Here is a 23,755-nt window from a genome sequence, read left to right as displayed (position 1 = left end):
TCCTGCAGAAGGGTGTTTTTTCTTTTGATTTATATGGCAACAGGGGCGGGGTGGATAAAGCCATTTAGACATTCGGTTTTACCCAGAAAGCCTATGCACTTACATCCAGCGCACCTAAACTCAATTCGAACGATAAATTATCAACTACAGCTATACGCCAAATGGTAAAATAGGAATAAAAAGGGAAATAACTCATTTGTTTAATTGCTAACACGTGCGATTGTCAAAGGAGTGTTTTAGTTGGAGAGTATTACAGTTTTGCAAATCAAACAACTTCCAAACGAAATACATCAATTAGTTATAGAAGCTAGTAATGAAGGATTTAGGCATTTGATTCGTTTGGTTAATGAATATCAAGCTGGAACAAATAGATTTAATAAACATAGTGAAGCACTATTCGTTGCGTATGCTCTAAGTGAAATTGTTGGCGTTTGTAGGCTTAATCAAGCCCCCTATTCACAAGAGGGATCAATTAGGCGTGTACGCCGCTTGTACGTATCAAAAGACTTTCGTGGTTTCAAACTGCGCCTAGATTGCTTCTGAGTGGCTTCGGGGTCGCAGTATTGATATTAGTCTTAATGAAATTTCAATTTTAATTTTTTGAAGGTGGTTCTTATGAAAATTTTAATTCTTCAACCAAAACTTGAAAAAAATGTTGAACAGCTTGAAAAACTGTTGCGAATCAACCCTTCTGTTGATGCAGTGATATTTCCAGAAGGGTATTTGAATGAAAATATGGAGCAAGCATGTAATCTAGCAAAAAGTTATAACACAATCCTAATTGGAGGTCATAGGAGATTACAAGACAAACCAAAGGATAGAGCAATAATAATAAATCGTAAAGGTGAAATCGTTCTTGATAGAGTAAAATATAGCCCAACTTCATTTGTTGTAGAAGAAGGTCTAAGAATTGGACACATACTTTGTGACGAGTTAATAGTTCAAGGTATTACTGGCGAAGAAGCTAGTGATATTGACTTAATTATTCATCCAATTGGTGTAGGTATGTTTAGCGAAGAACAATTCGTAGAATGGATAAACGAAGCCCAGAAAGCAGCAATTAGATATAAAGCTATGATTATAGGTACAAGTCATGCTGATGGTTCATTTAAAGGTTGTGATGTGTCAATTCCTATTGCTTATTGTATTGATAAAAATGGTAATATTGTTTTCATTTCAAAAAATGACGTTCGAACACGCATATTGGATAGTGAAACAAAAGTGGTTTCAGTTCTTTAACTATTAACAAATCAATAATCATCGAAAAGGGTTCTAAACTAGCATTTGAACGACACTACATAGTCATTAATAACCTGCCAATTATAGTTGGTTTCTTAAAAAAGCCATGGAGCAAATAAAAGTACGATTTTATAAGGAATATCAATTAAAAGCAAAAACAGCTCAGTTCGCAATTTTAGCGAAAGAGCCGTTTAGTTTTACTATTTCACACTATTTTTAATAACAAACACACCATAATTAAGAATTAACACCTTTGTATTGAAATTAATTAATTCTTCATCATGTACTCCTTCAGAAGGAGAGTAATTCAATGGTACCGAAGTAACTCGTTCAAAAACACCAAATTTTGTTGAGATGGTATTGATTGAGTTTCGAATTTCATTCATTTGTTCTACAGATAATTTCTTGGGTTCAGTTACAGTGGAAATATGTGCATAACTTTTTGCAATTCCTAAACTTGAAACAGCAACAAGAAATAATGACATGACCAAGATTATTGTTCGTTTATGCACTGAATTGTAGTCCTTCCAGTAATATCAAAAGTAGTATTACCTAAATATTGTAACTTATTCCATGGAAATAAACTAGCTTGTATAAGCATTTTAATGAAACTGATTTTGTTGCTTTAGGTAGTATTGCTAGTTGTCGCGTTGATAAGCGCCATAAGATACTTTGATTGGAAGTGAAATTAGATTGGCTGGAATACTATCAGTAATTTTTCCTGGAATGGGACAATTGATATGGTAAATGCACTAATAATATTGCGAAATAGAAGTGATGAAATAGATTGGCATGAAAGCTAATATTTCTAATAAAAAAGAAGTTTCATGTAAGGCAGATTGCATGTTGAGAGGAGAGAATACTAGATGGGAAATTCGTTTTGGGTAATATCTGGTGTAATGCAACTGATTTCGTTACTTTTGGTAGTATTGCTAGTTGCTGCGTTGATAAGCGCCATCAGATATTTTGATTGGAAGAGAAAAAACGATGTCGAGATGGGAAAGAAGCTTGATAAAGTAATTGAACTGCTTGGTAAGGATAGGTCTTGAAATAAGATGGCTGAGAGACTGTTCAAGTATGCAGCGGTGATTGAGCTATTGTTGGAAGTTCGTTCACTTGTAGATACGCCTTGATTGGGAAGTCGCTCCATTTTTCCATTGAGGCCTTACGTCGGCAAGTGAATGCTGTTTTGTGGTACAATACAAAGACTGCATCACAGACCAAGGCTTCATTTGGAAGCTTAAGCGTATAAGGGAGAGATGGATCCATGGCATTTACGGCGAATGAAGTAGCAGAATGGATGTTTGAAAAGCTGAAAACAGCAGGTATTTTACATCAAAAAGAGGCAGTGGATTATATCGTTAGTCATTTCGGGGAATCCTATATCTATGTGAATGAGAACGGGAACCAAGCCATCTCCAAGGATGTAAAAAAATATTTAAAAAATTGCATGGTGGAAGAGCGGCGTGGGAGCGAGATGGCTTTTTTTGGGGTTGGCATTAACTTGTAGAAATAATTAATGTAGGATTCAGCTTCCTTTAATCTTTTCTGATTGCAATAGGAGTAGACTAATCATAACTTCTAAACAGGAGCAGTCAGAGATGAGGAGTGATGGTCATGAAAAATCTTAAACATGTCGCTCAGGGATTTTTGTTTGCATTCGTTTCGATCGGCGCACTTCCTTTTTTGCTGATCAAAAGCTTTCTTGAATTATAAATATTCGAATCTGTACCTTCTTAACTGTATAAGAGGCTGAAGCCGTTATGAAAACAGGCATCGGCTTTTTTTTGCTTCTGTTCTTAAAAAAATGTCAATATCCAAGTTGCTAAAACATACAATTCATAATAAGATAAGTATAAGCAATTAAATTGTCTGAATATTTAAATAAGAATGAGAATGATTTATTTTGGAGGGGATTGCCGTGAGTAAAAGTCATGAAGTAGAGTATTGCAACCTAGAGTTACGATTTGATCGCCGGCTAATCCGGAACTTTATTAAAGCCCTGATTCAGGAAGGTTATTCGTTATACTGGCACGAGAGTGAGCTGCAATTCATTATTTCCATTCGTACAGGACGCAAGTTAATTAAACTGAAATTCGAACGCATTGGTGAGAAGTATAAAATTGTTGGCAATTATTCGTTTAAAGATGAGAAATTAGCTGAAATGATGGAGAAATTAATTGGCGATACACGTGGTCATGCTGTGGTCAAAAGATTCAAAGATCGGCAAATTCTCATTGAGAATATTATGTTCGGAGAAATTATTCGCATGGTGGAGATTAGCGGCATCGAACATAAAGTGCTGTATCAGAAGGAGCCTGCCGTGACAGTAGAAGAAGTCATGCAAGCGCTGCGATCCAAACGAACAGACGAGCGAATCCCGATTCTACGCTTGGAACTTGACTATGAGCTGGCTACTTTACAGGATGCAATAGGCTCCGGGGATGTCAAAGCCATAATGGAGAGCAAAACCAAACTAAGTGAATTAAGACAAGAAATGCTCTTATTGGAGATGTGACAATGAATAGTGGATTTAAATAAAGAGAGAGCCTGTATCTAGATACGGACTCTCTTTTATATTTTTGTGAATTTGCGCTTGGCAACATCCAAAAGATCTTATATAATCAAAACATCAAAGTTAAAGCGATTAAACTTTTGTTTGCTACATAATTGATAATCTCTTTAAATTCGACTCATTATTCATAATAAGGGGGAATTAGAACCTTAAAGTTAAAGCGATTTAACTTTTATCTAAATAACGCACGGAGGAGAAAACAGCGGAAGGAGCGGTCTCGTTGGGAACAAGCAGAGGAAGTCGTAGAGAAAGTAAGTATTTCTATCTTTTCGTTTCACCTTGGATCATCGGTTTTATTGTATTTGCGTTATTTCCGATTGGTGCATCGCTCTATTACAGCTTCACCGACTACGATATCATTCATGCCCCGGTATTCGTGGGGTTTCACAACTATTCGGAACTATTTCAAGATACTCAGTTCTGGAATTCGGTTAGGGTTACGCTCCAATATACTTTTTTTAGTGTTCCGCTGACGCTGTTGCTATCTTTATTTTTTGCTCTGCTTATTAATCAAAAGATACCTTTTCGCGGTTTCTTTCGGACGGCGATGTATTTTCCCAGTATGATTTCCGGTGTTTCGATGTCATTGTTGTTTTTCTGGGTGTTTAACCCGCAAGCCGGATTATTTAACTATGGGCTTTCTTTCTTTGGCATAGAGCCGATTCACTGGCTTCTCGATCAGGAGTATGCGATGTGGGCGCTGATTATTATGTCATTCTGGGGAATGGGAGCGGGCATGCTTATTTTTCTAGCAGGTCTGCAAGGCGTGCCAGTCAGCTTATTGGAAGCAGCAAGGCTCGACGGCGCAGGCCGCTTGCGATCCTTCTGGAACGTAACGTTCCCTATCATCTCTCCCGTATTTCTATTTCAACTGATTATTGGCATGATCGATTCCTTCCAAGTGTTCACGCAAGCTTATACGATGACGCAAGGCGGTCCCAATTATTCCACATGGTTTTATGTGTACAACATTTATGTAAATGCTTTTAAAAATTTCCGCTACGGGTACGCTTCCGCGATGTCGTGGCTGCTGCTCATTGCCGTTATGCTCGTTACCTACCTCATTATGAAAGCTTCGAATCGCTTTGTGCATTATGAAGGAGGAACGCATACATGAATAAAACGAAAGCCATGACAGATCCCATGCAGCTCTTAGGATTTTTGATTTTGCTTATGGTTACGTTGATTATGCTCTCTCCTTTATGGTTCATGGTTTCTACATCGCTCAAGACCTCCAAGGAAATGCTGGTCTTTCCTCCAACTTGGATTCCGAAAACGTTTGCATTCAGCAATTTTAAGACGCTTTTTACGAATCAGGATCTGAAATTTGGTCAGCAGTATGTAAATAGCGTTATTGTTGCCGGATTTTCAGTCATTGGAACCGCGATATCTTCCAGTCTTGTCGCATTTGGTTTTTCGCGCTATAACACGCGGTTGAAATCATTATTCTTTATGCTCTTACTGAGCACAATGATGCTTCCATATCCGGCTATTATGATTCCGCAATTTCTGTTATTTCGTCAAATGGGCCTGCATGATTCTTTACTGCCGCTTATTTTACCTGCTTTTTTCGGCTCTGCCTATATGATATTTCTGCTTAGACAGTTCTTTTATTCGTTGCCCAACGAATTGTTTGATGCAGGAAGAATAGACGGCTGCAGCGAGTTCCGTTTGTTCTGGAACTTGACTATACCGCTCTCAGGTCCTGTATTAGCCACTGTGTCCATTTTCACCTTCATATGGTCGTGGAACGATCTGTTAGCGCCTGTTTTATACTTGGATTCACAAGAGCATTTCACACTTCCCATCGGCATGGCGGCCATGCTTTCTTCCAAGTTCCGCATTGCACCATGGAATTTATTGATGGCCGCTTCACTTTTGTCCGTGTTGCCGATTATCACACTATTTACGTTTGCCCAAAAACGATTTGTAGAAGGTATTGTGCTTACCGGTATTAAGTAATGGAATTACTTATCGGATAAATGGTTAACACGGGGAGGAAAATGAATGAAACAGGGGAAAAGAGCAACAGTAGTTTTTGTAGTAGGTCTGATGATGGTAAGTGTCTCGGCTCTGTCTGCTTGTTCGGATGCAGGAAGTAAAGAGAAGAGCGGTGAGCAAGTCACGATCACGCATTACACAATCGATTCGCCCGATCGCACATTTGTAGAGAAATTGATCCCGGATTTCGAGAAGAAGCATCCGAATATTAAGGTTAAAGTAACGAAAACACCTTACGAACAGTTTGATTCCAAACTGCAATCCGCCATTGCTGCGAATAATGCTCCAGATGTTACGTCTCACTGGGGGTATGGCGGATTTATGGAATATTACAACAAAGGGATGCTTACCGATCTGAGCGCTATGATGCAGGCGGATGGATTTAAAGCTTCCGATTACAATATTCCGGATGACGTTATGAACATTTACAAAGTAGACGGTAAAAACTTCGGGATTCCACTAAATAGCTATGTCACCGTCATGCTCTATAACAAAGATTTATTCGACAAAGCCGGGCTCGCTTATCCGCCAACGGATTACAACGATAAGAGCTGGACTTATGACAAAATGGTACAGTACGCGGCCAAGTTGACTGTTGACTCCAAGGATATGAACCAAGCCCAATATGGTTTGGATTTCGGTTGGGGCGAGCGTGATCAGAAGCCGCAGTACTTTGGAGCAAACGTCTACTCGGACGATACTTGGAAGAATGGTGGCAAGCCATCCGCAATCAATTTGAACAAACCTGAAGTCATCGAGGCTTACAAGAAGATTTATGGGTTGATTTGGGATAAAAAAGTGTCCCCGACGCCGGCGTTTTCCAAGTCTGTGTCCGGGCAATTCGGAGATCCGTTCCTTTCAGGCAAAATCGGGATGTCAGTTGTAGGCTCATGGAGCTTAGCCGCATCCAGTGAATTTAATTTTAAAGTCGGTGTCGCCGCGGTACCGCAGGGCCCGAATAAGAAAGTGCGCGGTGTTCTTTACGTGGACCCGTTGTTCATTCTAAAAGATTCCAAGCACCCTAAAGAAGCTTACGAATGGATCAAATATTTAATTACGACGGAAGTGCAGGAGAAATCCATTGAGCTCAGTGGCGGAAATCCGCCAGTCAATCAAAAGGCTGCCGAGAAGTACTACGCGAATTTCGAAGGCATTGAACCGAAACAAATTAAACAAGTGTATGAAGGAGCATTCAAAAACGGATTCGAATCCTACAACCATATAATCTCGAATTACTCGCAAATCAATGAGCTGTTTATTAATGAGCTAGCGAGCGTCGAAAATGGCGATAAAAAAGTTGAAGATGCTTTACCTGTCATTCAAGATAAACTAACGAAATTGTTGGAACGTGTGAATAAATAGTCGCATCTTTAAAGCAGGAGGGTGCTGACGATGGTTCTGCATGCCTCCTGTATATTTGCTTCATGAATTGTGGTACTTTGGGAATATGCTGTAAATCGCCTTGATTACTGCAATTATTGAGCTACAGGAGTTGTTCTTATATGAAAGTAAGCATCTTTGATGTTGCTAAAAGAAGCGGCTTGTCGGTCGTAACCGTTTCGCGAGTCATTAATCAAGCAGGCACTGTGCGTGAAAAAAATCGTCAAAAAGTGCTGCAGGCCATGAAAGAGCTGGATTACCATCCAAATGCGGCTGCACGAAGCTTGGCTCGTGGCAAAACGGGTATCATTGGCCTTGCTATTACTACATTAAATGATTCTTTCTTGGATGCAGTCGTTAAAGAAATTAACGATCGGCTTGCTGAAAAAGGATACTTCTTAGCGCTTTCGATATCGACAGAAGTATTTGCAGTTTTTGATAATTCGATGTTTCAAGAGGACCGTGTGGACGGTGTTATTATGCTCTCGCCGGTACATGAAGATGACTTTGTCATGGAATTGAAAAAGAAGAAAATTCCTTTCGTCATGCTGGATAATCAGCATATTCATCCATCCATATCCTCCGTGATTGTTGATAACTATAAAGGTGGCTACGACGCCACGAAACATTTAATCGACCTAGGTCATACCGATATTGCTCATATATCTGGCTCAAAGCCTTACTTAAGCAGCAGTGAACGGCAGCGTGGTTTTGAAGCAGCGATGCAGGAAGCCGGTTTGGATGCTTCTTGGGTTGAACAAGGTGATTTCAGCATCACCTCTGGTTATCAAGTGGCAAGCGGCTGGATTCAGTCGGGGAAACTGCCGAGCGCAGTATTTGCCGCAGATGACCTGACGGCTTTTGGCGTGATGGATGCGCTCAAAAATGAAGGTTACAAAATACCGCGAGACATATCGATTGTTGGTTTCGATGATCAGATTTTCTCCGTTGAATTCCATCCGATGTTAACGACCGTTCGTCAACCGGCAGAGAAATTAGGAAGGCAGGGTGTGGACATTCTGCTGAAATGGATCGATGGTACAGCCAAACGCAATGTGACGGTGCAATTGGAACCTGAATTAATCATTCGGGAATCTACACAAAGAAAACTAAACTAGAGAAAACGGAAATACAGGAGTTGTAAGCATGAAATATTACTTAGGTGTGGATGCGGGAGGAAGTAAAACCTACGCTCTTATAACAGATGAACATGGTTGTATCAGGGGTAAAGGGCAAAGTGGCAATGGTAATCATCAACTGGGCTTAGAGCAAGCGCGTCTGAATATTACGAGCTCTGTAGAAACGGCTCTGCAGCAGGCTGGGCTTATACGAAGTGATATCGAATTTGCTTTTTTCGGCCTTGCCGGCGCAGACCGACCGATTGATTATTCCATCCTTCGTCCACTCGTTAGCGGGCTCGGATTTTCAAGACATGCTATTGATTGCGATACCATGATTGCTATGCGTGCAGGCACCTCCCAGCCTTTTGGCGTTGTTCTTCTTTGCGGGAGCGGCACAAACAGTGCCGGCAGGAACAGGCAAGGAGAGTTTTTTCAATGTGGAGGCTTCAACTATCAATTTGGTGATTTTGGCGGGGGCGGCACACTTGCCGTAGAGGCTTTCCGTGCAGTCATTCGTTCGTGGGACGGTAGGGAGCAGCAAACGATATTGACTAAGCTTCTGCTTGAGTTTCTTGGCTGCAATTCGGTGCAGGACATGTTCGACGATTTTTTGGATAACAACAAATCCGTTCCGCTGCATACAACCAAATTGTTATTCCAAGCTGCGGAGCAAGGGGATGAGGTTGCCTGCCGAATTCTTAGCGTGCAGGGGGAAGAGCTGGGCAAGTCAGCCGCAGCTATCATTCAGCGATTGAATATGCAACATGAGGCTTTTGACGTTGTACTTGCGGGAAGTGTTCTCACAAGAGGAGAAGGACCCTTTATATATTCCTATATTGCAAAAGCAGTCAGCGAAGTCGCTTCACAAGCAACGCTGGTCAAATTAAAGGTTGAACCTGCGGTAGGCGCCGTTTGGATGGCTATGGAAGCTTCAGGGAGCAGCGTTAGTACGGAAGTGTATGAGAAGCTTCGGACCGTGTCGGATTATCAAACCATACAGCAATTAGATGAGACTAGGAGGGCGTGAGTGCCATGAGAGGTGCATTGAAAATAGCCATTATTGGCGGAGGCTCATCGTATACGCCGGAAATCGTGGAAGGCTTTATTTTGAAATATGCGCAGCTGCCTGTGAAAGAACTTTGGCTTGTTGATGTGGAAGCGGGCAGGCACAAGCTGGAAATTGTCGGGAATTTGGCTAAAAGAATGATCGAAAAGTCTGGCTTGCCGATCGAGGTTCACTTAACGTTAGATCGCAGAAAAGCGATTGAAAATGCCGATTTCGTTAGCACTCAAATGCGCGTAGGTCTCTTGGAGGCACGGAAGTGGGATGAACATATTCCGAATCAGCATGGGGTTATCGGTCAAGAAACGACAGGTCCGGGCGGTATGATGAAAGCTCTTCGTACGATTCCTGTCTTGCTGGATATTTGTAAGGATATAGAAGAATTAAGTCCGGATGCCTGGCTCCTAAACTTTACGAACCCCGCAGGCATGGTGACGGAAGCTATTCATAAATACGCCAATGTAAAGAGCATTGGTCTTTGCAATGCGCCTATTGGCTTGCATAAATGGCTTATGAAGAAGTATGACGCTGCGCCTGAACACATCTATACCGAGTTCGTTGGATTAAACCATCTGCACTGGGTAACGCGGGCAGAAGTCAGAGGCGAGGATAAATTAGCTGAACTGCTGGGCCGCAGAGAAGAATACAGCGGCAAAAATGTACCGGTCAGTGAATGGGATGCGGATTTCTTGCGCTCACTGCAAGCACTGCCATCCTATTATTTGAAATATTTTTATATGACGGATGTCATGCTTGAAGAACAGCTGGAGTCACTCAAGGAAAACGGGACACGCGCAGAAATTGTGAAACGGGTCGAGGATGAGCTGTTTGAGCTTTATCAAGATCCTAACTTGCAAGAGAAGCCAAAGCAATTGGAAAAGCGCGGAGGCGCTTATTACTCTGAGGCAGCTGTCAACCTCATGGATTCGCTTTACAATGACAAGCGGGATATCCAAACTTTAAACGTCATGAATGATACGATCATCGATTTCTTGCCAAAGGATGCTTGTATTGAAGTGAATTGTGTCATTACAGCGAAAGGTCCGATCCCGATTGCCTTGACCAAAGTACCCGAACATGTCAAAGGCCTTATGCACGCGGTCAAAACGTATGAGCGACTGACGATTGAAGCAGCGGTTACGGGCAGCAGAGACCTCGTTCTGCAAGCGTTGGTTCACCATCCATTGGTGCCGTCAGTGGCAGTGGCCAAACGGCTTATGGACGAGATGCTGGAGAAGAACAAACCTTATCTGCCGGCTTTTTTTAGTTGATAAAAAGTGGCTCAACATCCAAATCGGTGCTTGACGAAAGAATGAAGGGTGCAAGAGGACTGGGGCGATGAACGGATCGTGGAGCAGTTATTGTGGTCTTGAATGACCTATTGGGAACTTTGCGGACACCAGCGCCGTTATTCGAATGATAAGGGGCAGATATCTACGTTTTCACTTCCCTTAACGGAACGTATGTCCGCAGACAGGTACAAGGCGAGGAATAAAGAACAAATAACGGCGGTTGGGTCCGCTTGCCTATCCAATCGTTCTTCGCTACGCTTCACCCTTGACAAACGTACTCGTCCTTGAAGGACGGCGGAGTTGTGAGTAAATATGAGTTGAAGAAGCTCTCTTTATGGGGAGCTTTTTTGGCGTTCTGAAACTAGTAAAGGGCAGCGCAAGGAGTCTTGAGAACGTGACCGAGCTTTCACAGAGGAATCAGATACCGGCTTTTTCTGACAAAGAAAAAAGACTATTGTTAACGTGTGCATAGCTGTGATATGCTACAGGTAGAGGTGAAGGTATGAGCGTAACGATTAAGGATATAGCCAAGCTCGCAGGTGTGTCTCATACAACTGTTTCCAGAGCACTGAACAACAGTCCGCTCATTCAGGAAGACACCAAGGAGCGTATTCGCGTCCTCGCGGAACAGCTCGATTATACACCGAATTTCAATGCCAAAAGCCTAGTGCTGGACCGTTCGTATAACTTGGGGCTCTTTTTTACCACATTGAGTAAAGGAACCTCAGCAGGTTTTTTTTATGAAGCCATTCGTGGTGTCAACAGTGTCATACAAGATCGCTACCAATTGATTGTTAAAGGCATTGACGACTACACGCATTTTCAATCCATTACACGCAAAAGCTTTGATGGCATGATTATCGTCAGTCAAAGCGATGACGATCAGGCATTTATTGATCATGCCGCAGCCAAAGGAATTCCGCTTGCCGTATTAAATCGGCCCGTAGATACACAAGGCGTTTTGAATGTTCTCTCGGATGAGGAGCAAGGGGCTTTCCTGGCAGTTTCTTACTTGATTGAACAGGGACATAAGCGGATTGCTCTTATTGAAGGGCGCAGCGGATTTAAATCCGCGCAAAATCGCAAAGATGGCTTTGAAAGGGCGATGAAGCATTTCCAAATGAACATTCCTCCCGCGTATCGCAGGCCGGGATTGTATGATTTGGAAAGCGGACACTCCGCTATGCAGCAATTCCTTGCTCTTGAAGAAGTGCCAACGGCTGTATTTTGCTGTAATGATGAAATGGCGCTCGGCGCGATGAAGGCGATCACGGAATCGGGAAGACATGTTCCTGACGATATATCCGTTGTTGGATTCGATGACACGGTGTTTGCCGCCTATGTGACACCCGCACTGACAACCGTGCGCAGACCGATTGAGCAAATTAGTAGAGAAGGAGCCTTGCGGCTTCTTGGCAATATAGAAAATAAACGTACCGAGACCGAACAACTGTTATTAAGAACAGAATTGATCCTGCGTGAATCGGTACGATCACTTTAAAATAAATGAAAGAGGGATAAGTCGATGAGCATTCTTAGAGAGCTGTTAAAAGATATTCCCATTCCACAGGTTGTAAAAATTCGCCAGAAGTTTGATCGTACGATTCTTGAACACCCTGAGCTCGAGCTGGAGAAAAAGCTTGCAGACAGCGGCGTCATGGAAAGCATTCTTCCCGGACAGCACGTTGCTGTTGCCGTTGGGAGCAGAGGAATTGCGAATATTGCCGGATTTACCAAAACGACACTGGATGCCATTAAAGCAAGAGGGGCATTTCCGTTCATAGTGCCGTGCATGGGCAGCCATGGGGGAGCGACAGCCGAAGGACAGACCGAAGTGCTGCAGCATCTCGGCATAACGGAAGCTAGCATGGAAGCTCCGATCCGTTCCTCGATGGAAGTTATTCAGATTGATCAATTGCCTAATGGTTTGCCTGTGTATGTAGACCGTATAGCTTCAGAAGCGGATGCGATCGTCGTCATCAACCGTGTGAAACCGCATACTGCGTTCCGCGGGCGTATCGAGAGCGGAATCATGAAGATGATTGCTATTGGACTCGGCAAGCAAAAAGGCGCAGAAGCTTGTCATCAGCTTGGTTTCAAGTACATGGCTGAGAATGTGCCGGCAATGGCTAATTTGATGATAGAGAAGCTGCCTATCATTTTCGGAATCGCGCTCGTCGAGAACGCTTACGACGAGACCTGCCAAGTCGAGGTGCTTCCGGCTGCAGAGATTGAGGTTCGCGAAGAACAGCTTCTGATTGAAGCTAAATCTCGTCTTCCCAAAATATTGTTCGAAGAAATCGATGTGCTTGTTATCGACTACATCGGTAAGAATATAAGTGGCGATGGGATGGATCCGAATGTGACCGGCCGTTACCCAACACCTTACGCTCACGGCGGACCTGATGTTGCGAAGATGGTCGTTCTTGATCTGACACATGAGACGAAAGGCAATGCCAACGGCGTCGGAACGGCTGATTTCACTACCCAACGGTTAGTCGATAAAACAAATCTTGCGTTTACTTACGCCAACGGTTTGACGTCAACGGTCTGTGCGCCGACGAAAATCGCCACCACCTTGGAGAATGACTTCTATGCGATAAAAGCGGCTGTAAAAACCTGTAATATTTTGGATTACACGACCTGCAAGCTGGTTCGGATTCAAGATACGCTTCACTTGGGAGAAATCGAAATTTCTGTTAATTTACTTGAAGCGGCACGTCAGCATCCGGATATTGAAATACTTTCCGAACCGTATGAACTTTTATTCGATGAAGAGGGGAATATAAGCAAATGACAGATTTATCAGCTTCTAACGCTGAGCAGCCTGTAGAAGCAGCTGATGTGGTAGGCTCCAAACCTTATGTGTTAGCTGCAGATATCGGTACGACAAGCACGAAGACGCTCTTGATTGATCGCGACGGGAAAGTTCAAGCCTCTCATTCGATCGAATATCCGCTATTTACACCCGCCTCAGACCGTGCTGAGCAGAATCCGGATCAGATTTTTAAGGCCGTTGTTGAAGGTATCGGTGCCGTCGTTCAGAAGCTGGGGATCTCAGGGGATCAAGTGCTCTGCGTATCTTTCAGCTCTGCGATGCACAGCTTGATTGCGGTGGATGAAAAGCTGAACCCACTAACTGCTTGCATTACCTGGGCAGACAACCGCAGTGCGCGTTATGCGGAACATTTAAAGCAAAGCGGACTGGGCCAACAGATTTATACGCGTACCGGTACGCCTATTCATCCGATGTCCCCATTGCTTAAACTCATGTGGTTCCGTGACAACGAGCCTGAACTTGTGAAAGAAACGCACAAGTTCATCGGCATCAAGGAATATGTCTTCGCCAAGCTGTTTGGCTGCTATCTGATAGACCATTCGCTGGCGAGTGCTACGGGGCTTTTCAATCTTGAAAACCTCGATTGGGATGCAGAAGCGCTTCGACTTGCAGGTGTGACGCAAGACCAGCTCTCTGAGCTGGTGCCTACTACGCACCGTGTGGAGGGTCTCAGCGCCGAGCATGCCTCCGCGATGGGCTTGTTAGTGGATACGCCGTTTATCGTCGGCGCGTCTGACGGTGTCCTCGCCAATCTCGGCGTTGGCGCTTTCGAGCCCGGCGTCGTCGCTGTCACGATTGGCACCAGCGGTGCCGTTCGCAGCGTTGTCACCAAGCCACAAACCGACCCCGAGGGGAAGCTCTTCTGCTATGCGTTAACCGAGGGCTTTTGGGTCGTTGGAGGTCCGATCAACAACGGCGGTATTGTCTTCCGTTGGGTGAGGGATCAGATCGCCACGGCAGAAGCTGAAGAGGCACGTCAGAAAGGGATCGACCCTTACGACTATTTGACTGAGCTGGCATCACAAGTTGGCGCTGGGTCCGATGGCTTGCTTTTCTTGCCGCTGTTGTCCGGCGAGCGGGCTCCTTATTGGAATGCTAATGCTCGCGGCGTGTACTTTGGGCTTTCTCTAGGTCATCAGAAGAAGCACATGATACGTGCCGCTTTGGAAGGCGTTATGTTTTCCATTCAGGCGGTAGCAACCTCGCTAGAACGAATTATGGGTCCGGCAACTGTTATTCGGGCTTCAGGTGGCTTTGCAAGGAGCGAATTTTGGCGGCAATGATGACTGACATGTTGGGGACTTCCGTTACGGTGCCGGACTCGATTGAGAGCTCAGGAATTGGCGCCGCATTGCTTGGTTTACTTGCAATGGGAGAAATCGAAGATTTGACGCATGCGCACAAATGGATTCAGGTAGGAAAGGCTCACGAGGTGAATGAAAGCGATTATCGCATTTATCAACAATTGACATCTATTTATACAAGCGTATATCATCAATTAAAAGATCAATTCGATGCGATTACCGCTTTTCAAGGGCAGCACACTCGGAGTCCCAATTCCTAGGTTTATGCTTACGCAAAAAGTTATGGATAAGCAAAAATTGAAAAGGGGATGAAGAACATGAACTTATTTGATCTTACAGGGAAAACAGCCGTTATTATTGGCGGTAACAGTACACTTGGTGGCGCGATGGCTTTGGCGCTTGGCGGACACGGTGCGAAAGTAGCGATTGTTGGCCGCAATCAAGAGAAGAGCGAACAGGTGCGTCAAAGCATTGAAGCTATCGGAGGAGAAGCGAATTGTTTCCAAGCGGATGCGACTAAACGTGAAGACTTGGAGCAAGTTCTTCAAGACGTTATCGCTTGGTCAGGCGGGGCAGACATTCTTATGAACTGTCCGGGAAAAAATAGTGCGACGCCTTTCTTTGACATTTCCATGGAAGAATGGGATTCTATTATGGAGGTTAATTTGAAAAGCGTTGTGTTAGCCTGCCAAGTGTTCGGCAAATACATGGTTGAACGCGGCGAGGGTGGAAGCATTATTAATATTTCTTCCGTTTCGTCCGATCCTCCGCTTTCCCGTGTATTTACTTACTCCGCCTCCAAAGCAGCTGTGAACAATATCACACAGAACTTGGCCCGTGAGTTTGCTCCGAGCCGTGTACGTGTGAACGCGATCATTCCTGGATTTTTCCCAGCGGAGCAGAATCGCAAAATTTTATCGCCGGAACGTATTGACTCGATCATGCGTCATACTCCGATGAATCGATTCGGTGAAGCGGCTGAGCTTCAGGGTGCTGCTGTGTTTCTTGCTTCCGAGCAAGCTTCTAGCTTTGTAACAGGTTCTGTTTTAAGAGTGGATGGCGGTTTTGGCGCGATGACGATTTAAAATATTTAAATATCGGAAGGGTGTATGAGAACATGTCTAAACAACAAATTGGTGTCGTTGGTCTTGCAGTAATGGGGAAAAACTTGGCTTTGAACATCGAGAGCAGAGGATTTACAGTATCCGTATTTAACCGTTCTGCCGAGAAAACAAAAGAGCTTCTTCAAGAAGCTGAAGGCAAGCAATTAGTAGGTACATACACAGTGGAAGAATTCGTGCAATCGCTCGAAGTTCCTCGCAAAATTTTGATCATGGTAAAAGCCGGCGGTCCAACAGATGATACGATTAACCAGCTTCTGCCATATTTGGATAAAGGTGATATTTTGATTGACGGAGGCAACGCGTTCTTCCCAGATACGCAGCGCCGTAACAAAGAACTTGAAGCACATGGTATCCGTTTTGTAGGTACAGGTGTTTCCGGTGGTGAAGAAGGAGCGCTTAAAGGCCCAGCTATCATGCCGGGTGGTCAAGAAGACGCATATAAACTTGTTGAGCCGATTCTAACAGCGATTTCTGCCAAAGTTGGCGATGATGCATGCTGTACGTATATCGGACCGGATGGTGCCGGACACTATGTGAAAATGGTGCATAACGGTATTGAATACGGTGATATGCAGCTTATTTGCGAAGCTTATCAATTGCTGAAGGATGTCCTTCATGTAAGCACAGAAGAACTGCACGAAATTTTCACAGAGTGGAATAACGGTGAGCTTGATAGCTATTTGATCGAAATTACCCGTGATATTTTCACGAAATACGATGCAGAAACCGGTAAACCAATGGTCGATGTGATCTTAGATTCAGCTGGCCAAAAGGGTACAGGAAAATGGACCAGTCAAAGTGCGCTGGACCTTGGTGTTCCGCTTTCCATTATTACCGAGTCAGTATTCGCTCGTTTCATCTCTGCGATGAAAGAAGAACGCGTTGCAGCAAGCAAAGTGCTTAAAGGACCTGATGCTCCAGCTTTCACAGGCGATCGTAAAGCCTTTATCGAGGCTGTTCGCCAAGCGCTGTATGCAAGCAAAATTTGCTCTTACGCGCAAGGCTTCGCTCAAATGAGAGCAGCTTCCGAAGAATATAAATGGGATCTGAAATATGGCAGCATCGCGATGATTTTCCGTGGTGGTTGTATTATTCGCGCTCGATTCCTTCAAAATATTAAGGATGCCTATGATCGTGAACCTGAATTGAAAAACCTGTTGCTAGATTCCTATTTCAACGGTGTCGTGGATAACTACCAACAATCATGGAGACAAGTTATTGCAGAAGCGGTTACTCGCGGTATTGCTGTTCCGTCGTTCACTTCGGCACTTTCTTACTATGATAGCTACCGTACGGAGCGATTACCGGCTAACTTGCTGCAAGCACAACGTGATTATTTCGGTGCGCACACGTTCCAACGCGTTGACAAAGAAGGATCCTTCCATTTTAACTGGATGGAGAACTAGGATTTTAACGCCGAATCTAATTTGAATAGCTCTGAGAGGTCAAGCTTTTTCCTGAAATCCATAGGCGCTTCGCGCAGCCACTTTTTTAAGCGATCGGCTTCTTGGTCAAAGGAATTGCGTCTATGAATGAGCATCAAGGAGATTTCCGCAAAATATCGAAAATTTCTTAATAAATGTGGTTGAGTAAGACCTTGCATATGCGGGTCTTCTTCAGCCACTTTTTTCTTGATAAATTCCAAAATCCAAACAACATCGTCCTTACAAAGAATATAGCTTGGGTGTAAGATTTGCTCCAGTTTGCCTTGATTGTGGTTGGTATAGGCAACAATTGAATTCAAAGCTCCATCTCTCCTTGTCGGCTTAGATCTTTCTTAAAATCTTAACTGTTTAGGCTGGAATTTATTCACACTACTATATGAATTTTTGTGGGATTGTATTCATGACTAATCGGCTGTGGTATGATGTTGGCAAAGTTTGTATGAATAGCTTATGAGAAAAGGGGATTAACGTGACAACAAGCAATATTGTGCTCGTTGGTTTTATGGGGACAGGCAAATCGACGGTAGGACAGAAGTTGGCTGAGCGGTTGAGCTGGACTTTCCAAGATTCGGATGCTTTCCTTGAGAGCCAACAGCAAATGAGTATTCCTGAATTGTTTCGTAAACACGGTGAAGTACATTTTCGCGTTTTGGAAAGCGAAGCATTGGCACATATATTAAGAGGCACAGGTCAAATTGTGGCAACCGGAGGCGGTGCTGTACTTGCTGAAAGCAACCGGGCATGTATGCTGCAGAATGGGTTTGTCGTAGCGTTGAAGGCTTCTCCCGAAGTCATTATTCAAAGAGTGAGCAGTGACACCAACCGTCCCTTATTGCAAGGCAATTTGGAGGATCGGGTTCACACACTCCTTGAACAACGAAAAGCTGCCTATGACTTCGCTACGATGTCCATTGACACAACAGAGTTAACAACGGAACAGATTGTTAACTTGATTATGACTCAGGCCGGCTTGTCGCAAAAAGACTTAAGCTTAGAAGATTAGTCTTCCCAATCCAACATGCCGCCTGTCATGTTTTTCAGTCCTTTATATCCCTGTGCTTCCAAGAAGCTCAGTGCGCGACCGCTGCGGTTTCCGCTCCGGCATACAAGAATAACTTCTTCCGCTTGCGGGAATTCGCTCAAGCGCTCAGTTAACTCACCCAGAGGAATATGGATAGCACCAGGTATCATACCGGCGGCGACTTCCTCATCTTCACGTACATCGACAATGGCTAGCTGTTCGCCGCGGCCTAGTCTTTCTTTAATCTCGGATGGTAAAATGGTTTCCATGATGGTCCTCCATAGTTTAAGTGTTGGGAAGAAGTCCCTTGATAAATAATGATAGAAATAATCCGTCAGGATGTCAAACCTTTGGTTCATTACGGGAGTTGTAAAGATGATGCTTTATGTTGGACTAGCTGGAATATGTGGGGCTCTTGCCCGATATGGGCTTTCGGTCCTGTGGAATCCTAGCACCTCCTCTGTATTTCCTTGGGGTACCCTGTTTTGTAATTTCGCGGGCTGCTTATTCATTGGCTTCCTTGCTTTTGCTAAGGAGCTCCGAATTCCCGCTAATCTTCGCTTAACTTTGACGACAGGGTTTATCGGGTCCTTCACTACTTTTTCTACTTTCAGCTATGAAACTGTGAATATGCTAAGAACAGATCACTTCGGATTAGCTGCGGTCTATGTATTGGGTAGTTTATGGGGAGGGCTTGCTTTTACATGGCTGGGAGCTCGTTTTGGACAATCTTTTGGAGGGGCAGGAAGGCCTCTATGAATAGTTGGCTGTCGTCTGTGTGCTTGGTAAGTATTGGTGGGTTTCTAGGTGCTGTGAGCCGGTTTAGGCTGGGAGCTTACCTATCAAAACGGTTTCCAAGTTCTATTCCATATGGTACACTGACAATAAATCTGTTGGGCTGTTTTTTGCTGGGCTGGTTGATGAGACATCATGCCTTTGATAACTGGAAATTATTGGTTGGAACTGGGTTTATGGGGGCATTTACCACTTTTTCCACGATGAAGCTTGAGAGTATCAAGATGCTGCAGGCCAGAGAATGGCGTGTCTGGATCTTGTATACGATGCTCAGCTATACAGGTGGTATTGGATTAACCTTCATCGGATATTACATATAATAGGGAGAGATCGACATATGAAAGCCATAGTGAAACCTACCGCAAGCCTACAAGGGGAGATCAATGCACTTTCTTCCAAAAACTATACAACGCGCTATCTGTTGATGGCTGCTCTTGCGGATGGGACAAGTACAATTTATTATCCGGCTCACAGTGAAGATAGCGATGCGATGAGACGTTGTATTCGTGATCTGGGAGCAATCATTGAAGAGGATGATGAAAAAATCGTCATCACAGGCTTTGGGAAGCATCCTAAGCATGTGTCGGAACTTAATGTAGGCAATGCGGGTGCTGTTCTTCGCTTTTTGATGTCGACGGCAGCTTTCTGTCCAGAGTTGACTTTCGTAAATACGTATCCGGAATCATTGGGCAAACGTCCACATGACGATTTAATCGAAACTTTGCAACAAATGGGTGTTGAGGTCCGACATACGAACGGTCGTTTGCCGATAACAATTAAAGGTGGACAACCACGCGGTGGAAAATTGACCGTATCCGGAAATGTCAGCTCTCAATTTCTGAGCTCTTTACTATTTATGACTCCTCTTCTCGAGGAGGACAGTGAAATTGAAGTATTGCATGATTTGAAATCTAAGATTATTGTCGGCCAGACGCTTGAAGTATTGGAGCAGGCTGGTATTGTCGTACACGCCAGCGAAGATTTGATGCATTATCGCATTCCGGGCAGACAGTCTTATCAAGCTAAAGAATATGTGATTCAAGGAGATTACCCGGGATCCGCGGCGATTCTGGCAGCTGCAGCTGTAACAAATTCTGATGTGCGCGTTTTGCGTCTTGAAGAAAATAGCAAGCAGGGTGAGAAGGCTTGTGTAGATGTTTTGCGTGCAATGGGTGTTGACCTGACTCACGTTAACGGGGTTGTTCATGTGCGGGGCAATCAGAAGCTGATCGCTGGCGAATTCGATGGCGATCACTTCACGGACGCTGTGTTGGCTATGGTAGCTGCGGCTGTATTTGCAGACGGTACTTCCCGATTCTACAACGTCGAAAACCTGCGTTATAAAGAGTGCGATCGTATTACCGATTACTTGAATGAATTGCGTAAAGCCGGCGCAGATGTGGAAGAACGTCAAAGCGAAATTATCGTCCATGGCAAGCCGCAAGGTGTAGAAGGCGGAGTGGAAATTAATGCTCATTTCGATCACCGTGTGATTATGGCTCTAACTGTGGTTGGTCTTCGATCCGAGAAAGGTTTGGTCATTCGCGATGCCCATCATGTAGCCAAATCTTATCCGGACTATTTTGACCATTTGCGTTCCATCGGTGCTCAAGTTGAACTTGTGAGTGAATAATAGATTCTCAAAACAACGAACGGGTGAGTAGCATGACGATTATTTGGCAGGGATTGAAAGTAACGTTGGGCTTATTCCTTGTTGCGGGACTTGTGTTTGCCAGCAGTGTGTTTGCTGTATTGCTGTATGCTAAGGCGACGGGGAAAGAGACAGCTCTATTCGCATCCAGTCCAACGCTGTTTGTTGCTGCCCCTACGACAACACCTACGAATGTAACGGTGGCCGTAGCCACGCCGCAAGTTATTCATCAAGTAAAGAAATCAGCATTGATTGATGCCCCCGTCTTTGCCCAACTGCCTGAATTGCCGGCAGGATGTGAAGTAACGAGCTTAACGATGCTGCTGCAATTTAACGGAATTAATAAAACCAAAATGGAGCTTGCCGAAGAAATGCCAAAGGATACGACACCTGCGTCTTTGAATGCAGATGGATCGATTGGTTATTGGGGCAATCCAAATACGGGTTTTGTCGGCGACGTTACGCGTAAACAACGCGGCTTTGGTATTTATCATGCGGGGCTTTTCCCACTCTTAAAAACCTATATTCCTCAAGCAATTGATATCACCGGTGAATCATTTGACTTGTATGAACAACAAATAGCAAACGGCATTCCTGTCATTACTTGGACGACAATTGATTATAATATCCCTTATAAATGGGTAACATGGGATACGCCAATTGGTCCATTGCAAACATCCTATTCTGAACATGCTGTTCTATTAGTCGGATATGATGAAAATAATGTGTACTTGAATGACCCGCTAAAAGGAAAAAAACAAGTGCAAGTCAATAAAGCTCAGTTTATCGAGAGTTGGGCTGCAATGGGGAAACAAGGTCTGACATATTTGAAAAAATAGGAGTGAGTCATATGCCTTTTGAAAATCCGTCTAGAGAGCACATTAAAGACATTTTAGCGCATGCAGGTAATATCGCAGTAGTTGGTTTATCAGATAAACCAGACCGTACCTCGTATATGGTTTCTGCGGCTATGCAAAGCAGAGGTTATCGAATTATTCCCGTAAATCCGAACGCCACAGAAATTTTGGGCGAGAAGAGTTACGCTACTCTTTCTGACATTCCGGAACCTGTTGATATCGTAAATGTGTTCCGCCGCGCTGACCAAGTCGTTCCCATTGCGGAAGAAGCTGCGAAAATTAAAGCCAAGGTATTTTGGCTGCAGCTCGATATCGTGAATGAGGAGGCTGCGCGTATCGCAAGTGAAGCCGGAGTCGAAGTCATAATGGATCGCTGTATTAAAGTCGAGGATGCTATTCTTAATCCAAGAAACAATTAAAAATGAGCGGATAAATGGAAGAGGGCTGTCTCCTCCGTAGCAAATGCTACGAAGGAGACAGCCCTCTTTGTCTATAACAATTAAGCTTTTAATACATCATGATCGACGTATCTCTCGCCATTTAACTCACTAAGCACATTGATAGCGACTTGGCACCATCACCTGAAGTGACGATCGTATGTACGCTAACACCGGCTGTTGTGCCTGCTGCCCAAACGCCCTGCAAGCTTGTACGCCCTTGCGCATCTGCATCCACGACCGTTTTAATCCGCGGCTCTGTGCCAGGTTTGGTTTGGATGCCGGAGGCTTCGGCAAGTTCTACCGACAATCCGGTTGCAAGAATCACATGTTTGCCTTCAAAGGAACCGTTTTCCGTAGCAACTCGAAAGTTATCGCCTTCTTTTTCTAACTGGGTTGCTTTACCTTGTACGAATTCTGCTCCGAATTTAGCGGCTTGCTTTTTGCCGATGTCGACTAAATCGGGACCTGAGATGGCATCTACACCATAATGATTCTCAACCCACGCCCTCTTAGTAATGCTTTGATCACTGTCAATAACCAGCGTTTTTTTACCTGCTTTTGCAGTGAATAGTGCCGCACTGGCTCCGGCGACCTGCGCCAATAATGATAACATCATAGGACATGTGAATAGTTCCTCCTTGAAAAGAGAATAGTTTACAAGGAGATTATGGCATATTCGACCCCACATAGTCAATTTATGTGTATGTTAAGTATACTAAAGAAAAAGAAAATCCAACAGCTTCCATAAATAAAAAAAGACGAAGCGGAGAGAATAAAAAAGGCCGCAAAAAAGGGGTCACAAACTTGATATACTCAGAGGAGGATTTACGCATGTATAACAACTTTAATAGCAACGGGGCTTCTTCTTATGGAAATGCTTCTCAAGGAATGCAAAATCAGAATTCGCAAGGAGTTCAGACGCAATATCAAGGCTACCAAAGACAATACCAACCTGTAGGGACAGTGCAATCCTTCTACAGTAATGCTGGACAACAAAACCAAGCATATGGGCAATCGGCTTCCCCTAATTCCTTTCACACAGCCAATTACAGAGGCAATCAACCAGGGCATGATGCCTATCTTCGCAGTGATTCGGAAAATCCTGCTCAGCAGCAACAAGGTAATTACCAAGGTTCTTATTCCTCTTTCAGCGGAATGAATTCCCCGTATGCTGCTAGCCAAAACCAACAATTCAGCTACCAAACGAATCAACAGCCATATACGTCCAATGCATACGGCAATGCCGTTCAATCGAACCAAGCTTATTCGCAAAGCAACATCATGCCGAATGCTTATCACACAGCTAATTATCGTGGCAATCAACCAGGGCATGACGCGTATCTCCGCAGCGATTCCGTGACACCTGCTCAACAACAACAACAATCCTTCCAGTCTCAAGCTGGATATGGGTCACAACAAAACTCGCAGTCCTATAACACAGGATTTAACAACGTGGGGAACAGTCAACAATTCGGATACAATAACTCTTCGTATTAATAAAGAAATGTTCTAGGAAGCTCCTAAGCAGGTCGAGAATCGACCTGCTTATTTTGTTTTTGACAAACGGGCTGACAAGCTTTACGATTTGTTAAGAGAGGAGGTAGCATA

Annotated in this window: 24 protein-coding genes and 3 pseudogenes; 23 read left to right on the top strand and 4 right to left on the bottom strand. The window is 44.0% G+C overall.

All coding sequences use genetic code 11. From position 1 onward, the window contains the following. Nucleotides 1–240: 240 nt before the first annotated feature. Together FU659_RS02245 and FU659_RS02240 are read left to right on the top strand one after the other, a co-directional pair. Nucleotides 241–543: a hypothetical protein gene (locus FU659_RS02245; RefSeq protein WP_147946042.1), complete on the top strand. Its 303-nt coding sequence runs from the start codon at nt 241–243 to the stop codon at nt 541–543. A 72-nt stretch (nt 544–615) separates the two neighbouring features. After that, nucleotides 616–1,239, top strand: a complete 624-nt coding sequence (locus tag FU659_RS02240; RefSeq protein WP_147946041.1) for a carbon-nitrogen hydrolase family protein — start codon at nt 616–618, stop codon at nt 1,237–1,239. 200 nt (nt 1,240–1,439) lie between these two features. Here the strand turns inward: FU659_RS02240 and FU659_RS02235 are convergent, their stop codons facing one another. After that, nucleotides 1,440–1,724 (bottom strand): hypothetical protein, encoded by a 285-nt coding sequence (locus tag FU659_RS02235; RefSeq protein ID WP_187273844.1) that lies wholly within the window; start codon nt 1,722–1,724, stop codon nt 1,440–1,442. Nucleotides 1,725–2,105: 381 nt separating this feature from the next. Here FU659_RS02235 and FU659_RS02230 point away from each other — a divergent pair, with 381 nt between their 5' ends. The 14 genes and pseudogenes from FU659_RS02230 to gndA all read left to right on the top strand — a co-directional run bounded on the left by FU659_RS02230 (nt 2,106) and on the right by gndA (nt 17,344). After that, complete coding sequence (locus tag FU659_RS02230; protein ID WP_147946039.1) at nt 2,106–2,288, top strand: DUF4083 family protein; 183 nt, start codon at nt 2,106–2,108, stop codon at nt 2,286–2,288. A gap of 218 nt (nt 2,289–2,506) precedes the next feature. Next, nucleotides 2,507–2,742: pseudogene (locus FU659_RS02225) on the top strand (DUF6953 family protein). Nucleotides 2,743–3,160: 418 nt separating this feature from the next. After that, nucleotides 3,161–3,757 carry a hypothetical protein gene (locus FU659_RS02220; protein WP_147946038.1) on the top strand — a complete coding sequence of 199 codons (597 nt, stop codon included), beginning with the start codon at nt 3,161–3,163 and terminating at the stop codon, nt 3,755–3,757. A 277-nt stretch (nt 3,758–4,034) separates the two neighbouring features. Further along, nucleotides 4,035–4,931: a carbohydrate ABC transporter permease gene (locus FU659_RS02215; protein WP_147946037.1), complete on the top strand. Its 897-nt coding sequence runs from the start codon at nt 4,035–4,037 to the stop codon at nt 4,929–4,931. Then, the gene (locus tag FU659_RS02210) at nt 4,928–5,776 is read left to right on the top strand and encodes a carbohydrate ABC transporter permease (protein WP_147946036.1); all 849 of its coding nucleotides are present in this window, start codon (nt 4,928–4,930) and stop codon (nt 5,774–5,776) included. Before FU659_RS02215 ends, FU659_RS02210 begins: the two co-directional genes overlap by 4 nt. A 45-nt stretch (nt 5,777–5,821) precedes the next feature. Continuing rightward, complete coding sequence (locus FU659_RS02205; RefSeq protein WP_147946035.1) at nt 5,822–7,177, top strand: ABC transporter substrate-binding protein; 1,356 nt, start codon at nt 5,822–5,824, stop codon at nt 7,175–7,177. Between the two features lie 140 nt (nt 7,178–7,317). Beyond that, nucleotides 7,318–8,313, top strand: a complete 996-nt coding sequence (locus FU659_RS02200; protein WP_147946034.1) for a LacI family DNA-binding transcriptional regulator — start codon at nt 7,318–7,320, stop codon at nt 8,311–8,313. A 28-nt stretch (nt 8,314–8,341) separates the two neighbouring features. Further along, nucleotides 8,342–9,343 (top strand): N-acetylglucosamine kinase, encoded by a 1,002-nt coding sequence (locus FU659_RS02195; protein ID WP_147946033.1) that lies wholly within the window; start codon nt 8,342–8,344, stop codon nt 9,341–9,343. 5 nt (nt 9,344–9,348) lie between these two features. Further along, nucleotides 9,349–10,650, top strand: a complete 1,302-nt coding sequence (locus tag FU659_RS02190) for a 6-phospho-beta-glucosidase (RefSeq protein WP_147946032.1) — start codon at nt 9,349–9,351, stop codon at nt 10,648–10,650. A 523-nt stretch (nt 10,651–11,173) separates the two neighbouring features. Next, nucleotides 11,174–12,172, top strand: a complete 999-nt coding sequence (locus FU659_RS02185) for a LacI family DNA-binding transcriptional regulator (RefSeq protein ID WP_147946031.1) — start codon at nt 11,174–11,176, stop codon at nt 12,170–12,172. A 24-nt stretch (nt 12,173–12,196) separates the two neighbouring features. Beyond that, the gene (locus FU659_RS02180; protein WP_147946030.1) at nt 12,197–13,468 is read left to right on the top strand and encodes a nickel pincer cofactor-dependent isomerase, group 22; all 1,272 of its coding nucleotides are present in this window, start codon (nt 12,197–12,199) and stop codon (nt 13,466–13,468) included. Then, nucleotides 13,465–15,074, top strand: a pseudogene (gene gntK, locus FU659_RS02175) (gluconokinase). The gene FU659_RS02180 and the pseudogene gntK overlap by 4 nt, the downstream one beginning before the upstream one ends. A 57-nt stretch (nt 15,075–15,131) precedes the next feature. Continuing rightward, nucleotides 15,132–15,899, top strand: a complete 768-nt coding sequence (locus tag FU659_RS02170) for an SDR family oxidoreductase (RefSeq protein WP_147946029.1) — start codon at nt 15,132–15,134, stop codon at nt 15,897–15,899. A gap of 32 nt (nt 15,900–15,931) precedes the next feature. Further along, complete coding sequence (gndA, locus tag FU659_RS02165) at nt 15,932–17,344, top strand: NADP-dependent phosphogluconate dehydrogenase (RefSeq protein WP_147946028.1); 1,413 nt, start codon at nt 15,932–15,934, stop codon at nt 17,342–17,344. Here the strand turns inward: gndA and FU659_RS02160 are convergent. Further along, nucleotides 17,341–17,682, bottom strand: a complete 342-nt coding sequence (locus FU659_RS02160) for a hypothetical protein (protein ID WP_261807561.1) — start codon at nt 17,680–17,682, stop codon at nt 17,341–17,343. The genes gndA and FU659_RS02160 overlap by 4 nt on opposite strands. 170 nt (nt 17,683–17,852) lie before the next feature. On the opposite strand from FU659_RS02160, the gene FU659_RS02155 reads away from it, so the two are divergent. After that, nucleotides 17,853–18,386, top strand: coding sequence for a shikimate kinase (locus tag FU659_RS02155; RefSeq protein ID WP_147946027.1), 534 nt, complete (start codon nt 17,853–17,855; stop codon nt 18,384–18,386). On the opposite strand, the gene FU659_RS02150 is transcribed toward FU659_RS02155, so the two are convergent. Beyond that, nucleotides 18,383–18,673 carry a rhodanese-like domain-containing protein gene (locus FU659_RS02150; RefSeq protein WP_147946026.1) on the bottom strand — a complete coding sequence of 97 codons (291 nt, stop codon included), beginning with the start codon at nt 18,671–18,673 and terminating at the stop codon, nt 18,383–18,385. The two genes, FU659_RS02155 and FU659_RS02150, sit on opposite strands and share 4 nt — an antisense overlap. 106 nt (nt 18,674–18,779) lie before the next feature. Between FU659_RS02150 and crcB (FU659_RS02145) the strand changes: the two genes are divergently transcribed. From crcB (FU659_RS02145) to FU659_RS02125, 5 genes are read left to right on the top strand one after another with little or no spacing between them, the layout of a single operon-like run. After that, nucleotides 18,780–19,163: a fluoride efflux transporter CrcB gene (gene crcB, locus FU659_RS02145; protein ID WP_261807560.1), complete on the top strand. Its 384-nt coding sequence runs from the start codon at nt 18,780–18,782 to the stop codon at nt 19,161–19,163. After that, on the top strand, nt 19,160–19,519 hold the full coding sequence (gene crcB, locus FU659_RS02140) for a fluoride efflux transporter CrcB (protein WP_147946025.1): 360 nt from the start codon (nt 19,160–19,162) through the stop codon (nt 19,517–19,519). Before crcB (FU659_RS02145) ends, crcB (FU659_RS02140) begins: the two co-directional genes overlap by 4 nt. Nucleotides 19,520–19,536: 17 nt before the next feature. After that, complete coding sequence (gene aroA, locus FU659_RS02135) at nt 19,537–20,832, top strand: 3-phosphoshikimate 1-carboxyvinyltransferase (RefSeq protein ID WP_147946024.1); 1,296 nt, start codon at nt 19,537–19,539, stop codon at nt 20,830–20,832. A gap of 32 nt (nt 20,833–20,864) precedes the next feature. After that, on the top strand, nt 20,865–21,689 hold the full coding sequence (locus FU659_RS02130; protein ID WP_187273843.1) for a C39 family peptidase: 825 nt from the start codon (nt 20,865–20,867) through the stop codon (nt 21,687–21,689). An 11-nt stretch (nt 21,690–21,700) separates the two neighbouring features. Beyond that, entirely contained in the window at nt 21,701–22,126 is a 426-nt protein-coding gene (locus FU659_RS02125) for a CoA-binding protein (protein ID WP_147946023.1), read from the top strand. A gap of 80 nt (nt 22,127–22,206) precedes the next feature. On the opposite strand, the pseudogene FU659_RS02120 reads toward FU659_RS02125, so the two are convergent. After that, a pseudogene (locus tag FU659_RS02120) lies at nt 22,207–22,770 on the bottom strand (FAD-dependent oxidoreductase). 208 nt (nt 22,771–22,978) lie between these two features. Between FU659_RS02120 and FU659_RS02115 the strand changes: the two are divergent. Further along, nucleotides 22,979–23,644 (top strand): hypothetical protein, encoded by a 666-nt coding sequence (locus FU659_RS02115; RefSeq protein ID WP_147946022.1) that lies wholly within the window; start codon nt 22,979–22,981, stop codon nt 23,642–23,644. Nucleotides 23,645–23,755 lie beyond the last annotated feature (111 nt).

This window comes from Paenibacillus sp. N3.4, from assembly GCF_008017805.1.
GTDB lineage: Bacteria > Bacillota > Bacilli > Paenibacillales > NBRC-103111 > Paenibacillus_E.
This window is presented reverse-complemented; position numbering and strand designations above follow the sequence as displayed.